The sequence below is a fragment of the Nonomuraea deserti genome (assembly GCF_004348685.1).
Classification (GTDB): Bacteria; Actinomycetota; Actinomycetes; order Streptosporangiales; family Streptosporangiaceae; genus Nonomuraea; species Nonomuraea deserti.
Genome location: NZ_SMKO01000241.1, coordinates 1 through 13,682 on the forward strand (window position 1 = coordinate 1; position 13,682 = coordinate 13,682).

13 protein-coding genes are annotated in these 13,682 nt (G+C 70.9%); 5 read left to right on the plus strand and 8 right to left on the minus strand.

Going from position 1 to position 13,682, the window contains the following annotated elements:
- Window positions 1–146: 146 nt before the first annotated feature.
- The 3 genes from E1292_RS45115 to E1292_RS45125 all read right to left on the minus strand — a co-directional run bounded on the left by E1292_RS45115 (window position 147) and on the right by E1292_RS45125 (window position 3,558).
- On the minus strand, window positions 147–1,127 hold the full coding sequence (locus tag E1292_RS45115; RefSeq protein ID WP_132605946.1) for a hypothetical protein: 981 nt from the start codon (window positions 1,125–1,127) through the stop codon (window positions 147–149).
- A gap of 37 nt (window positions 1,128–1,164) precedes the next feature.
- Window positions 1,165–2,796, minus strand: a complete 1,632-nt coding sequence (locus tag E1292_RS45120) for an ABC-F family ATP-binding cassette domain-containing protein (RefSeq protein WP_132605947.1) — start codon at window positions 2,794–2,796, stop codon at window positions 1,165–1,167.
- Window positions 2,797–3,036: 240 nt separating this feature from the next.
- Window positions 3,037–3,558, minus strand: coding sequence for a CGNR zinc finger domain-containing protein (locus E1292_RS45125; RefSeq protein WP_132605948.1), 522 nt, complete (start codon window positions 3,556–3,558; stop codon window positions 3,037–3,039).
- A gap of 25 nt (window positions 3,559–3,583) precedes the next feature.
- On the opposite strand from E1292_RS45125, the gene E1292_RS51885 reads away from it, so the two are divergent.
- From E1292_RS51885 to E1292_RS45135, 3 genes are read left to right on the plus strand one after another with little or no spacing between them, the layout of a single operon-like run.
- Window positions 3,584–3,757, plus strand: a complete 174-nt coding sequence (locus tag E1292_RS51885) for a hypothetical protein (protein ID WP_165975074.1) — start codon at window positions 3,584–3,586, stop codon at window positions 3,755–3,757.
- Between the two features lie 52 nt (window positions 3,758–3,809).
- Entirely contained in the window at window positions 3,810–5,579 is a 1,770-nt protein-coding gene (locus tag E1292_RS45130) for an AMP-dependent synthetase/ligase (RefSeq protein ID WP_132605949.1), read from the plus strand.
- Window positions 5,576–5,947 carry an acyl-CoA thioesterase gene (locus E1292_RS45135; RefSeq protein WP_132605950.1) on the plus strand — a complete coding sequence of 124 codons (372 nt, stop codon included), beginning with the start codon at window positions 5,576–5,578 and terminating at the stop codon, window positions 5,945–5,947. The genes E1292_RS45130 and E1292_RS45135 overlap by 4 nt, the downstream gene beginning before the upstream one ends.
- Here E1292_RS45135 and E1292_RS45140 read toward each other — a convergent pair.
- Complete coding sequence (locus E1292_RS45140) at window positions 5,931–7,019, minus strand: acyltransferase family protein (protein WP_246090803.1); 1,089 nt, start codon at window positions 7,017–7,019, stop codon at window positions 5,931–5,933. The genes E1292_RS45135 and E1292_RS45140 overlap by 17 nt on opposite strands.
- Window positions 7,016–7,636 (minus strand): TetR/AcrR family transcriptional regulator, encoded by a 621-nt coding sequence (locus E1292_RS45145; RefSeq protein ID WP_132605952.1) that lies wholly within the window; start codon window positions 7,634–7,636, stop codon window positions 7,016–7,018. Before E1292_RS45145 ends, E1292_RS45140 begins: the two co-directional genes overlap by 4 nt.
- A gap of 18 nt (window positions 7,637–7,654) precedes the next feature.
- Here E1292_RS45145 and E1292_RS45150 point away from each other — a divergent pair, with 18 nt between their 5' ends.
- Window positions 7,655–8,191 carry a YbaB/EbfC family nucleoid-associated protein gene (locus E1292_RS45150; RefSeq protein ID WP_132605953.1) on the plus strand — a complete coding sequence of 179 codons (537 nt, stop codon included), beginning with the start codon at window positions 7,655–7,657 and terminating at the stop codon, window positions 8,189–8,191.
- 734 nt (window positions 8,192–8,925) lie between these two features.
- Here the strand turns inward: E1292_RS45150 and E1292_RS45155 are convergent.
- The 3 genes from E1292_RS45155 to meaB all read right to left on the minus strand — a co-directional run bounded on the left by E1292_RS45155 (window position 8,926) and on the right by meaB (window position 11,368).
- Window positions 8,926–9,123, minus strand: a complete 198-nt coding sequence (locus E1292_RS45155; RefSeq protein ID WP_132605954.1) for a hypothetical protein — start codon at window positions 9,121–9,123, stop codon at window positions 8,926–8,928.
- Between the two features lie 306 nt (window positions 9,124–9,429).
- Window positions 9,430–10,371, minus strand: a complete 942-nt coding sequence (locus tag E1292_RS45160) for an acyltransferase domain-containing protein (protein WP_165975075.1) — start codon at window positions 10,369–10,371, stop codon at window positions 9,430–9,432.
- 37 nt (window positions 10,372–10,408) lie between these two features.
- A complete protein-coding gene (gene meaB / locus E1292_RS45165) occupies window positions 10,409–11,368 on the minus strand; it encodes a methylmalonyl Co-A mutase-associated GTPase MeaB (RefSeq protein WP_132605955.1) in 960 nt (319 codons plus the stop codon).
- Window positions 11,369–11,479: 111 nt separating this feature from the next.
- Here meaB and E1292_RS45170 point away from each other — a divergent pair.
- Window positions 11,480–13,682 (plus strand): serine/threonine-protein kinase (locus E1292_RS45170; protein WP_132605956.1); only part of this gene is annotated, 2,203 nt, incomplete at its 3' end.

Genomic DNA, 13,682 nt, shown 5'->3' on the forward strand with positions numbered 1-13,682 from the left:
CCGCACCACGGCGGCGGCCACTACGGTCGCAAGGGCCACAAGGGCCAGCGGGGCTGGGTGGGCATGTTGTTCTCGAGCTGAGCCGGCTCGCCTCGTCGAGGGCCGCGCACCGGGCGGGTGCGCGGCCCTCGTGCCTTCCGCCGTGCTCAGCCGGGGAAGTCGTCCGGGTCCACCGGGGAGGTGCGGGCGTTGCCGCCGGAGATGGCGTGCAGGGTGACCCGCCAGTCGTGCCAGCGGATCTGCGTGGCGGTGTAGGTCGTCCTGAACTTCACCGTCTTCTGAAACCTCTCGAAGCTGCACTCGCGGGTGAACGCCTTGCGCTTGCCGTCCCAGTCGACGCCGTGCGTGAAATAGATCCTGTACGTGCCGTCGCGCACGCCCCGCACCTTGAACGTCGCGTTCTTGCGCACGTAGACGCTGAACGCCTTGCTGCCGCCCCGCACGGCGGTGACCACCGCGTCGCGGCTGCCGCCGTTGTCGATCTCCAGTGAGCTGCGGCCGTTGAGCGTGCCCTTGCGCACGTACGAGCCGTTGCGCAGCCTCCTGGTCTCCTTCTTCCCTGCCGTCACGCCGACGACGTCGGCCTTGTAGTCTCCGGCGCTCTCCAGGGCTTCGCCGGCCTCGTCGAGCTGGTCGAGCGTGTCCTCGAGGTCGGTGAGCACGGCCGAGGAGGTGCACAGGTCCCTGCCGCCGACCTTCTCGCCGGCGGAGGCCAGCGCGGACGCGACGGTGCGCAGGCCGGCGACGTAGGCGTCGTGCTGGGCGCGCACGGACTCGGGCGGGTTGAGGTCGGCCAGCTCGTCGGCGCCCCCGCTCAGGGCTGATTCGGCGCGGCCGAGCCGCTGGTCCAGGGCTTCGAGACCGCGCGCCCCCGCCAGCGCGTCGAGCGCTTCGCGTATCGGCTCGCGCTCGCTGTCGAGCTCGCCCTTGTACGCCTCGGGGGTGAGAGCGGTCGCGCTGGGGCCGGCGGGCGTGGCGCCGGTGACCGACGGGGCGCCGCCCTGGCCGCCGGCCACGCCGGTGACCTTCGACTCGCCTCCTGTGGGCGAGGGCGAACCGGCCGAGCACGCGCCGAGTGTGAGCGTTGTCAGGGCGAGAACGCAGGGGATCAACCGCGGTGCTGCCACCTGCCACACTATCGCCCGGTTGATCCCCGGCCGTCAATCACGTTTCGGTCAGTCCGGCCTCCCTGTCCAGGTGCAGCCGGCGGGTGATCCCGAGCGTCTCCAGGAACGGCATGTCGTGGCTGGCCACGATGAGCGCGCCCCGGTAGGCCGACAGCGCCTGCGCGAGCCGGTCGACGCTGGCCATGTCGAGGTTGTTGGTCGGCTCGTCGAGCAGGAGCAGCTGCGGCGGCGGCTCGGCCGACAGCAGCGCGGCCAGCGTCGCCCGGAAGCGCTCGCCGCCCGACAGCGTGCCGGCCGCCTGGTTGGCCCGGTCGCCCCTGAACAGGAAGCGCGCCAGGCGGGCGCGCACCTCGTTCACCGAGGCGGAGGGTGCGGCGGCGCGCACGTTGTCCACCACGCTCAGCGAGTCGTCCAGCAGGTCGAGCCGCTGCGGCAGGTAGCGGACGGGCACGTGGGCGCCGTGCGCCAGGATCCGCTTGAGCAGCGTGGTCTTGCCCGAGCCGTTCGGCCCGAGCAGCGCGATGCGCTCCGGCCCGCGCACGACCAGCGTCTCCAGCACGGCCGCGCGGACCTCCTCCGCGCCGTCCTCCTCCGCGCCGTCCTCGCCCGTGGCGGGTGCGCCCCCTGGAGGCGGGTCGAGCGGGAGGGTCAGGACCGTACGGCCGGCCGGCACCTCGGTGCCCGGCAGCTGGATGCGGATCTCCGCGTCGTCGCGCACCGACTGCTCGGCCTCGGTCAGCCGCTCGCGGGCCTCCTCCAGCTTCTCCAGGTGCAGGGAGCGCTGCTTGCCCGCGCTCACCTGGGCCTTGCGTTTGAGCCCGTTCGCGACGATCTTCGGCACCTTCTTGTTCTCGAACGCCTTCCTGCCCGTGCGCAGGCCCCTGTCGATCCTGGTGCGGGCCTCGACGAGCTCGCGCTGCTGCCGTCTCACCTCGCCCTCCGCGGTGCGCACCGTACGTTCGGCGGCCTCCTGCTCGGCCGCGACCTGCTCCTCGTAGGCGCTCAGGTTGCCGCCGTACATCCGCACGGCGCCGTCGCGCAGCTCGGCGATCTGGTCGACGAGTTCGAGCAGCGCCCGGTCGTGGCTGACGAGCAGCAGCACGCCCTGCCAGGCGGACACGGCGGCGTAGAGCCGCCGCCTGGCGTCGAGGTCGAGGTTGTTGGTGGGCTCGTCGAGCAGCAGCACGTCGGGCCGTTTCAGCAGCTGGGCGGCGAGCGCCACCATGACGGTCTCGCCGCCGGACAGCGTGCCGACCGTGCGGTCAAGGCCGACGTGGCCGAGGCCGAGCCGGTCGAGCTCGGCCAGCGCGCGTTCCTCGACGTCCCAGTCGTCGCCGACGGCGGCGAAGTGTTCCTCGGCGACGTCGCCGCTCTCGATGGCGTGCAGCGCCGCCCGCGTGGCGCTGATCTCCAGCAGGTCCGACACGCTGCGGCCGGCGGCGAGCGGCACGCTCTGCGGAAGGTATCCCACCTCGCCCGAGACGGAGACGGAGCCGGACTGCGGGACCAGCTCACCGGCGATGATCCTGATCAGGGTGGACTTGCCCGATCCGTTGAGCCCGATGAGCCCCGTACGCCCCGCGGGAAACGCGGAGTCGAGCCCGTCGAGCACCTTGCCGCCGTCCGGCCAGGCGAAGGAGACATGATCGATGACAAGAGAGAAAGACATAAGGCGGCTCCCATCACAAGCGTCGAAATTTCGTGATGTGGCGGGAAATCACCGCATAGACGCGCAACCCAGGGGAACTCGTACGGAGTCCGTGATCGAGGCGAGGATGTCGCCGAGGTCAGGTGTGCGCGCAGGCCCAGGACAGGGCGGAACGGCGCGGTGCCCGCGACCTCAGATCCTCACGTCGGCTGCCCCCACGGATCGGCGATAAGACGAACGAAAGTTTATGCGACGTGCAGATCACCTGGCAAGGCTCCGTGCCCGGTGCGCCGCGACGTTCACCCTGTTGGCGCAGGCCGGCGAGCAGAACCGGCGCCGCCCGTTGCGCGAGGTGTCGATGTAGACGACACCGCAGCCGTCCCTGTCGCACCGCCCCAGCCGCCTGCCGCCGGCGAACGACATGGCCATGGCCAGGCCGCCGGCCGTGGTGTCCTTCGCCCTGGCCACGATGTCGGCGTCCACCGAGAAGAAGTGCAGGTGGGGCTCGCGGCCGTCGTGCGCGCTCACGTACGGCTTGGACGCGGTCACGTCGAGCAGCTCGTTGACCAGCCTGATCTGGGTGTCCTGGTCGAGCTCCCCGAACACCGGGCGGAGCCGCCGTGCCCACACCCGCAGCTCCCCGGCCTGGCCCGGGGTGACGGCGGCGCGCAGCAGGCGGTGCTCGGTGAGGATCGCCTCGACCGCCGGCGGGCTGAAGTCGGTCGCGTTGACCAGCGCCGCCGCGAGGGCCGCCCCGTTGCCGCCGTAAGCGTTGAAATGCATAAGGCCATTACATCAGGTTGGAATCATGCACTCCGCAGATCTGCACGACCCTCTCACCCTGACCGTCGTCTCCTCCCACCGCACGTCCGAGGGCCTGGTCTCCTACCTGAGGTGCGCCTGCGGCGTCTGGGAGGTGCGCACCTCACGCATGGTCGCGACCGCCGCTCCCGGAGGACGGTCGATCAGGACCATCGACTGAGACGCCGCCGTGGTCCTAGAGTCGGCCCCACACACCCTCCAGGAGGTCAGGCATGTCCAGCATTCCGTCCTTGCTGCGCGACAGGATCACGGCGACTCCAGACGCCGAGGCGTACCGGGTGCCCTCCGATGGAGGCTGGACCTCGCTGTCATGGCGGGAGGTGGGCGAGCGGGTCCGCGGCCTGGCTCTGGGGCTGGCCCGGCTCGGCGCCGGGCCCGGCACGCGCGTGTCGATCCTCTGCTCCACCCGGCTCGAATGGATCCTGGCCGACCTGGCGGTGCTGTCCACGGGGGCGGCCACGACGACGATCTACCCGTCCAACACCGCCGCCGAGTCCGCCTTCGTCATCACCGACTCGGGCAGCACGATCGTCATCGCCGAGAACGACGACCAGGTCGCCAAGATCAGGTCCGTGCGGAAGGAACTGCCCGACGTCACCCACGTCGTGGTGATCGACGGCTCGCCGGGCGACGAAGGCTGGGTGATCACCCTCGACTCGCTCGGCGAGGACCCCGCGGGCAGCGACTACGACGCCATGGTCGACGCCATCGCCCAGGACGACCTGGCCACGCTCATCTACACCTCGGGCACCACCGGCCGGCCCAAGGGCGTGGAGCTGACCCACGACAACTGGCTCTACGCGGCCGGCGCCGTGCGCGAGATCGAGCTGATCTCCGAGGCCGACCTGCACTTCCTGTGGCTGCCGCTGTCGCACTCGTTCGGCAAGCTGCTGGAGGTCGTGATGATCGACGCCGGCGTGCCCACCGCGATCGACGGCCGCCTCGACAAGATCGCCGACAACCTGGGCGCGCTGCGGCCGACGGTCATGGCGGCCGCGCCACGCATCTTCGAGAAGATCCACAACACGGTCGTGGCCAACGTGCGGCGCGAGGGCGGCGCGAAACTGCCCATCTTCACCTGGGCGAAGCGGACGGGCATCAGGGTCGCGCGGGCCCGCCAGCGCGGGGTCGCCGTCCCGATCACCACCAGGATCGAGTACGCCCTGGCCGACCGCCTGGTCTTCGCCAAGCTCCGCGACCGGTTCGGCGGCCGGATCCGCTTCTTCATCTCGGGCGCCGCTCCCCTGTCGCAGGACATCGCCGAGTTCTTCGACGCGGCCGGCCTGACGATCCTCGAGGGGTACGGCCTGACCGAGTCGTCGGCGGGCAGCTTCCTCAACCGGCCCGAGTCGGTGCGGTTCGGGACGGTCGGGCAGCCGTTCCCCGGCACCGAGGTGCGCATCGCCGACGACGGCGAGATCCTGATCGGCGGGCGCGGCATCATGCGCGGCTACCACGGCCTGCCGGAGGAGACGGCGGCGGCGCTGCGGGACGGCTGGCTGCACACGGGCGACATCGGCGAGCTCGACGAGGCCGGGCGGCTGGTCATCACCGACCGCAAGAAGGAGCTGATCAAGACCTCGGGCGGGAAGTACGTCGCGCCGACCTACCTGGAGGGCCGGATCAAGGCGGCCTGCCCGTACGCGTCGCACGTGTTCGTGCACGGCGACCGGCGTAACTACGTGACGGCGCTCGTCACCCTCGACATGGACGTCGTCAGGCCGTGGGCGGAGGCCGAGTCGCTGCCCTCGGACCCCCGCGAGCTGTGCGAGCACCCGCGCATGCGCGCGGAGGTCGACAAGGCGATCGATCAGGTCAACGCCGGCGAGGCGAGCTACGCGACGGTCAAGAAGTTCGCGATCCTCGCGGGGGACTTCACCGTCGAGACGGGCGAGCTGACCCCCAGCCTCAAGATCAGGCGCAAGGTGGTGGAGGAGCTCCACGGCGACGTCCTCGACTCCTTCTACGCCTCGCCGGCATGATCTCCCACCTCCCGGTGCGCCCGCGGCACTGCGACGCCCAGGCCATGATGCACGCGGCCCGCTACTACGAGTTCTTCGAGGACGCGTTCCTCGACTGGCTGGGCGCCAGGGGCGGCTACGGGCGGCTCCGGGAGGGCGGGGCCGACCTGGTCGTCAAGGCGAGCGGCTGCGAGCACCACTCCCCCGGCCGCCTGGGCGACGTGCTGGCCGTGGAGAGCGCGGCGGCCAGGGTCGGCACCACGTCGATCACGATGACGTTCACCATGCGGCGGGAAGGCGACCTGGTCGCCGTCGGCACGATCACGTACGTGTGCGTGGCCGGCGGCCGGGCCGCCCCGCTGCCGGAGATGCTCACAACACCCGCTTAGCTCCGGGCAGCGACCGCACCGCGTAGGCCAGCGCCCAGCACACCGGTAGCGCGATGACGAGCATGACGGCGAACTTGACGATCGCGATGGCCTCGACCGGGCTCAGGGCGTAGCCGAGGGCGACCAGGACGAGCGGGTGGATGATGTAGACGGTGAAGGCGTGGTCGGACAGGAACCTGCCGCGCGGCCCCTGGCCGCCGAAGCGCTCCCGGAAGACCACGGTCAGCCCGATGATCATGCTGACCGCGAAGACGGACTCCCACAGGGCCGTCAGCGCCGACGACAGGGCGCCGGCCGTCATGTACTGCGCCGGCACCAGCACCGCGCTCGACACGCCCGCCGCGACGAGGCCGAGCGGCCCGGCCTTGGCCGGCAACGTCTCGAACCAGCCGCGCCTGGAGGCGACGCACCCGAGCGCGAACATGGCCGCGTACTGCGGCAGGCACTGCGGCGAAGGCAGCCCGAGCACCGGCACGTAGGTGCCGGTCGGCACCGGGATCCGCCACAGGAACGTCGCGACCGCCAGCCCCAGGACGAACAGCGCGATCCAGCCGAACCCGAGGGGGACGGAACGCTGGTCGAGCGGCCGGCGCCGGCTCCGCCAGAACACGTAGACCAGCGCGAAGAGGATCAGCACCTCGGCGAACCACATGGGCCCCGGGTCCCAGGAGCCGATGTAGTACTGCCAGTACGGCATGCCCGCGGGCGCGGCCCACTCGGCGTATCCGGAGAAGTTGATTAGCGGCCGCAGCAGGAAGAGGAAGACGAGCAGCGGGATGCCCAGCCGTACGAGCCGGTCGCGCATGAAGGCGCGGCCGCCCTTGCGGTCGTACGAGCGGGGCGTGAAGAAGCCCGAGATGAGGAAGAAGAAGCCCATGAAGAACGCCTGGTTGAAGGAGACCAGGACGTCGAGCAGTCCGCCTGAGGGGTCCTTGGCGGGCTCGGTGTAGAACCAGAGGGGGATGTTCCCGTAGGTGACCGCCACGTGGTGGGAGACGACCAGCACGGTCAGCACGATTCTCAGGTTGTCGACCGCGTGGAGGCGGGTCGTGGCCCTGGGCTCGGTCTTCATGATCTGCATGCCCTTTCGAAGATGTCGGCCAGTTCCCTGGCGTGCGCGTCGAGGTCGTGATCGGGGTAGGCGACCCAGTAGGCGAACATGTTGTCGATGGCGGAGGACTGCGTGATGGCCATGACCCGGCGGTCGAAGTGCCGGAACTCTCCGCTTTCCTGGCCCAGCGAATAGATCTGCTCCAGCGCGCGATAGATCTCTTCGTTGGCCTTGATCCCGTAGCGCGGGCGCCCGTCGGCGCCCCTGAGGTTGGTGAAGATCTCTGCCAGCGCCGCCAGCTGGGTGCGGTGACCGCGCATGTGCCCGGCGACGCCCAGGATGTATGCCCTGAGCAGCTCGCCGGCCGAGCTCAGGCCCTGCATCTTGGCCCCCACGGTCTCGGCGATGAGGCCGTAGGTCCGCTCGACCACCTCCACCATCAGGTCGTCCTTGCCGGCGAAATGGTAGGAGATGACGCCCTTGCTGATGCCCGCGTGCTGCGCGATGCGCGCCAGCGAGGCCTGGGCGAACCCGCCCTCGGCGATCACTTCCACGGCGGACGCGACGATCTGGGCACGCCGGGCCTCCTCGATGAAGGAGCGGCGCTTCTGGACGTCCGACTCATTTTCTGACCGCATGGCCAAAATTTAGCACACTTGGCGAAGATCCTGCCGTCCGGGCCTGGTTGGCGTAACAGAACCGACCTGTGCTATTACCGTCTGTCAGTAGCGCACATAACGGAGGAAAACCGGCGGAAAGTCCGCTTGGCAGCTTCGCGAACATCGACGTCGAGGCGTTCCTGCGAGATTCCCAGCAGCGCCGCGAGCAGATTCGCGGCCGCGCAGAAGGAGGCCGCGGCGGCGGTCGGCCGGGCCACGGCGGCCAACGGTCACATCGTGGTCGAATGCACCGCTCAGGGCGGCGTGACCCGGCTCGACATCGATCCGAGAGCGAAGCGCATGAGCGTCAAGGAGATGTCCGAAGCGATTCTCGCCGCCATCCGTGACGCCGACGCCGACCTCCAGCGCCAGCTTTCCACGATCGTGGGCGGCTCGTTCGGTGGCACGGATCCCGCCATGTCCGACCCGGACACGGCACTGGCGAAGGTCGCCGAGGCGCAGCAGGCCTTCGACAGGATGCTGAGCGACGCCATGGGTGAGCTGGACAAGATGCGGAGGAAACTCGGCTACTGAACGCGCCTTCGCGGGGCGGGGTGTCCATCCCTGCCCCGCGAAGAGCGGAACAGACGTTCGCGGTGATGCCGCCTTCCTGCTCCTCCGCCCATGACGGCTTGAAGCCGTCGCTGAGCCCGAAATGGGCATAGCCGGCAGCGAAAGTCGCTATGCCGGCCCGCACTGCGCACTTGACGAGAAAGCTCTGCAGCTTGCTGGTCGAGTCCCGGAAGAGCCACCCCAGCCGTTGCGCCTGAAGGTGCGCGTAGAACCTCGTTGCCGGCCCTCCGACCAAGGAGACCCAGACCAGGTTCGACACCAACCAGGACGCAAGGAGGAATCTGAAGTAGATGCCCGCCGTCGACACGTTGGCCACGCACCTGAGCAGGAACGCGAGGCCTTCTGCGGACTCATAGTCGGAGTCGGACTCCAAGACGAAGCCGGCCATCTGCTGCCCTGACCGGTCGCGCTCCGGCGCCTGCCAGCTGGCCGGCGAGACGCTGTCGTGCAGTTGCTGCCCCGTTCGGCCCGCCTGGAGGACGCTGTCGCCGAAGGAGCTCCAGCCGTCCGCCACCCTGTGCAGCTCGTGCGGGTCGCTCGGCACCGTCAGCCCTGCCAGGACCACGGTCTCTTTGAGCTGGGGGAAGACGGCCGCGCCGTACGCCAGCATGGCGAGGGTGGCGTACTGCATGTCCCTGAGGTCGGCCTGGTCGAAGGGCATCCACGTGCTGGAGCTCGCGCCGGGGGCGGGGATCTTAAATGCGTCGGACATGCTCTTCGTTCCTCTTGTCCGCGATCTCGATGTTGCCGGCGACCTCGTGCAGCCTGTCCCGATGCTCGTGCAACCCGGCGATGCCGTAGGTGACCGCGTTCTCGGCATCGCCGACGATCTTGTCGTGGACGAGCGCGAGCGGGAGCCCCAGCACGCCCATGGAGAACGCTCCTATGCGCATGTTCGGGGGCATGCGACCGGCGTCGTACAGGTGCGACGCCGGAGAGGTACCGTCGCTGTCGTCAGTGAGAGCGTCGCCCAGCGCTCTGATCGCCGGCAAATGATGGATACGTGGTACTTCGTCCCCTACCACACCTGCTCCAAATCACAATGTATGACTTGAGGGGCAATGTTAACAAGGTGTTGCGAAAGGTGCACACAGGGCAGCGGTGGCATGGCTCATCACTGGTTGAGGCCGTCTCGATCCGCCACGTCAGGGCCCCACCCGGGCAGCGTGCATGACGCCGTTCGCGCCGCAGGAGCGGCGTCAGAAACGCAGCCAGCCGATGCGGCCGTACCACTTGCCGCCGGAGGCGAGGTGGTCGGCGACGGCCCTCTCCAGGCGCGTACGGCGCGGCAGGCGGGCCGGGTCGGCGGCGTCCACGCCGAACACGAACGGCACCGTCTCAGCGTTGTCGAACCTGTGCAGCGGATGGAAGCGCCGCTGGAAGGCGACGATGTTGGAATCGGCCGGCAGGTGGCGGGCGAGCTGCTCGTCCAGCAGCCACGACCCGCAGGTCATGACCTGGTAGTCCTCCTGCGGGAAGTGCCGGGGGAAGAACCGCCTGGCCCGGTCGAACGACGCGTCGCACGCCTCGGGGGTGAGCGGGCCGTACAAGTCGGGGACGTGCACCCCGAGGGCCAGCCGCCGCGGCCCCACCGGGACGCCCGCCTCCTCGATGGCCGCGGCGGTCCGCGGGCCCGTCGTGCCCCGGTTGAACTGCAGCCTGCCCAGGGCGTACAGGATGCCCCGGGCGTGCAGCATGAACCAGTGGGGCGCGTGCAGACCGCCGGTGCCGTGGCGCTTGCGGTGCACGGCCATGTTGCGCCCCAGGTCGGCGAACGTCGCCCAGGTCACCTCCTCCGGGATGCCCAGCTCGCGGTGGTAGCGGCGGGTGTGCGGGAGAGCGGCGAGGAAGACGTACACGTAGAAGTACGGCCCCAGCTCGGGCAGGGGCTGGAACGGCGGCGGGTCGTCCAGGTCGCCCATCGTGGAAACCAGCGAGTGCGCGCACCGCTCGGCCAGCCACCACTGCGGGCTGCCCGGCTCGGGGCGGGCGGCGAGCACGCCGTTGACGTCCTCGTGCGGCACGGCGAGGCGCAGCAGCTCGGACGGCAGGTCATCGGGGAGGGCGAGGTCGATGCCGCCCAGGGACTCGAGGTGGGCGAGCCAGGCGGGGTGGGCACTCAGCAGGGCCTTGACGTCCATCGTGAGCAGCGTAGCCGCCGCGCCCGGCCTGCAGCGGTCAGGGGCGTTTGAACACCGAGAGGAGGCGGTCGGCCGCGAGCGCGGGGGTGAGGTCGCCCGCGAGGACGTCGCGCTCCACCTCCTCGGTGATCGCCGCGACGCCGGGATCGTGGCGCAGCTCCGCCAGCAGCCGGTCCCGCACCAGGGTCCAGGTCCACCGCACCAGCTGCCGGCGGCGCTTGGCGGGCAGGTCGATCGCCTGCTCGTGAGCCAGGACCTGCCGCCAGAGCTGGTCCAGCCCGTCACCGGTCAGGCCGCTGCAGGTCAGCACGGGCGGCGGCGTCGAGTCGGAGCGGAGCATGCGCAGCGCTCCCGCCAGCTCGCGCGCGGCCTTCCTGGCCGGCAGCTCGTGGTCGCCGTCGGCTTTGTTGACCGCGATCACGTCGGCCAGCTCCAGCACGCCCTTCTTGATCCCCTGGAGCTGGTCGCCGGTCCGCGCCAGCGTGAGCAGCAGGAACGTGTCGACCATGTCGGCCACGGCGGTCTCCGACTGGCCGACCCCGACCGTCTCGACCAGCACGACGTCGAACCCGGCCGCCTCCACGACCACCATGGCCTCCCTGGTCGCCTTGGCGACGCCGCCGAGGGTGCCGGACGTGGGCGAGGGGCGGATGAAGGCGGAGGGGTCGGCCGACAGGCGGGCCATGCGGGTCTTGTCACCGAGAATGCTGCCGCCCGTCCTGGTGGAGGAGGGGTCCACGGCCAGCACCGCCACCTTGTGGCCCTGCTCGGTGAGCATGGTGCCGAAGGCGTCGATGAACGTCGACTTGCCCACGCCGGGCACGCCGGAGACGCCCACCCTGCGCGCGTGCCCGGACTGCGGGGTCAGCTCGACGAGCAGCTGCTGGGCCAGGGCCATGTGGTCGGCTCTGGTCGACTCGACGAGCGTGATCGCCCGGCCGATCCACGTACGCGAGCCGGCGCGTACGCCGCGGGCGTAGTCCTCCAGCGAGTGCACCCGACTTACCCCTTTCTTCCCAGTTGATCAGCCTAATGTCTTACAAGGCTTGACATTTGCCAGTAGGGTGCTGGAGTTCTGATCTCAGCCGTCACAGGAGTCACTCCCCTCATGCCCAACGTCGAACCCCTTCACGAGGGCGACCCGGCAGCGGTGGGGCCGTACCGGCTGGTCGGGCGGCTCGGCGCGGGCGGCCACGGCGTCGTCTACCTCGGCCAGGCACGCAACGGAACCCCCGTCGCCGTCAAGGCGCTGCGCGAGGGCATCGTCATGGGCGGCCGGCTGGTCAAGGACATCGCCACCGCGCGCATGGTCGAGCCCTTCTGCATCGCGCGCGTGCTCGACGCGTCGACCAGCGGCAGGGCGTACATCGTGGCCGAGTACGTGGACGGGCCCTCGCTCCAGCAGGCCGGCCGGCACACCGGCGTGGAACTGCAGCGGCTCGCCGTGGCGACCGCGACCGCGCTGGACGCGATCCACCAGGCGGGCGTACTCCACGGGGACTTCAAACCGGCCAACGTGCTGCTCGGGCCCGAAGGGCCGCGGGTGGTGGACTTCGGCATCGCGGCGGCGCTCGGGTCGGGCATGAAGGCGACCAGCACCATCGTGGGCACGCCTGCGTACATGGCTCCCGAGCAACTCGCGGGCAAGCCGGTGGGCGCGCCCGCGGACGTGTTCGCGTGGGCGTCCGTGATCGTGTTCGCGGCCACGGGGATGCCGCCGTTCGGGGACGACTCGCTGCCCGTGGTGATCAACCGCATCGTGAACGAGGAGCCGCAACTCGGCGAGCTGCCGCGGCCGCTGCGCGAGGTCGTGCCGGCATGCCTGGCCAAGGACCCGGCGGCCCGCCCCGCGATGCGTGACGTCCTGCTCCACCTGACCGCGCCCCAGCGCAAGGGCACGCCTCCGACGCAGGGCGCCCCTTCCGCGAAAGCCACGTCCCCCGCTTCTCCCCAGGGCGCCGCTTCTCCCCAGGGGGCCGCCTCCCCCCAGGGGGCCGCTTCTCTCCAGAGGGCCGCCTCCTCGCAAGGCGCATCCCCTCAAGGCGCTTCTCCTCACGGCGCTGCATCCCCTCACGGTGGTGACTCCCCTCACGGCGCTGCATCCCCTCACGGCGCCGCCTCCCCTCACGGCGCCGCCTCCCCTCACGGTGGTGCATCCGGGCAGGCCGCCTCCCGGCAGGGCACGCCCTCTTCGGAGGCGGGGGGCTCGCAGCAGGCGCCCGCGTACGACGCGCCGTACCAGACGCCGGCGCATCAGACCGCCGGCCGGCCGGCCAGGAACGACACCCCCGACTGGCTCTGGGAGCAGACACCGGAACCGGCTTCCGCCGAGCCCATGGCGGGGCCAGGTGGCGAACAGCCCGCGCACCTGGCTCCCGGCCAAGCGGCCCGGCCCGACACGCCCGGTCAGGAACCCCGGCACGAGACGCCGGACCAGCCCTGGCCGGAGACGCCCGGTCAGCTCCAGCCCGAGACACCCGGCCAGCCCTGGCCCGAGACACCCGGCCAGCCCCGGTCCGAGACGGCCGGCTCCGCGGCCTGGCAGCAGACCGCCGACCAGACCCTCGATCAGGAAGCGTCCCCGCACCTCGGCAGCGCCGCCGGTGAGCCCCCGCCCCTCGGCAGGGTCGTCGGCGAGCCCCTCCCCAGGCGCCGTACCAGAGCGCCGCAGCAGGGCACGGCTCCCGGCGATCCCGCTTCCCACCAGGGATCCGGGCAGGCCGCGTACCCGTCGCCCGATTACCAGCCGGGCGGCGGCCCGCACGGGTCCGGCCGCGAGGTCCAGGATCCGCACGGAGGCCCGGCACAGGAAGATCCGGCACAGGGAGGACCGGCACAGGGAGGACCGGCGCAGGACGGCTCGCCGCTCCAGGTGCTGTTCGATCTGTCGTCGCCGGTCGAGTCCACACCCGGGCACGGCACGCAGCCGGCGTTCGGGCAGGAAACGCCCAACGGATCCGCGGCCGGCTTCGGGGCGCAGTCCGGGATCGGGGCGCAGGACGAGGGGCAGGACCGGTACGGCGGGCAGGCGCCTGAGGTGCCGGCGTGGTCGGAGCCGCCCGCGCCGTTCGCCGCGAGGCAGGGGCTGGATTCGGCGCCGTTCGAGTCTCAGCCGCATGCCTCCGTGCCTCCTCATATGCCCGAGTCGACGCACTCGGTGCCGACGCCGCAGTCTTCGGCGCTCGTCGACGCCCTGGTCGGCGGCGAGGGGACACCCGCGGCTCGCCCGCCGCGGAAGCGACGCCGGGCGAAGAAGATGATGATCGCCTCCTTCTCCGGTGTGTGCGTGCTGGCCCTCGGCGGCGCCATCG

Excerpts from the sequence above, each read along its gene's own strand:
- E1292_RS45120 (WP_132605947.1), bottom strand. The coding sequence starts at position 2,796 with ATGTCTTTCTCTCTTGTCATCGATCATGTCTCCTTCGCCTGGCCGGAC.
- E1292_RS45125 (WP_132605948.1), bottom strand. The coding sequence starts at position 3,558 with ATGCATTTCAACGCTTACGGCGGCAACGGGGCGGCCCTCGCGGCGGCG.
- E1292_RS51885 (WP_165975074.1), top strand. The coding sequence starts at position 3,584 with ATGCACTCCGCAGATCTGCACGACCCTCTCACCCTGACCGTCGTCTCC.
- E1292_RS45130 (WP_132605949.1), top strand. The coding sequence starts at position 3,810 with ATGTCCAGCATTCCGTCCTTGCTGCGCGACAGGATCACGGCGACTCCA.
- E1292_RS45135 (WP_132605950.1), top strand. The coding sequence starts at position 5,576 with ATGATCTCCCACCTCCCGGTGCGCCCGCGGCACTGCGACGCCCAGGCC.
- E1292_RS45140 (WP_246090803.1), bottom strand. The coding sequence starts at position 7,019 with ATGAAGACCGAGCCCAGGGCCACGACCCGCCTCCACGCGGTCGACAAC.
- E1292_RS45145 (WP_132605952.1), bottom strand. The coding sequence starts at position 7,636 with ATGCGGTCAGAAAATGAGTCGGACGTCCAGAAGCGCCGCTCCTTCATC.
- E1292_RS45155 (WP_132605954.1), bottom strand. The coding sequence starts at position 9,123 with ATGCGCATAGGAGCGTTCTCCATGGGCGTGCTGGGGCTCCCGCTCGCG.
- E1292_RS45160 (WP_165975075.1), bottom strand. The coding sequence starts at position 10,371 with ATGGACGTCAAGGCCCTGCTGAGTGCCCACCCCGCCTGGCTCGCCCAC.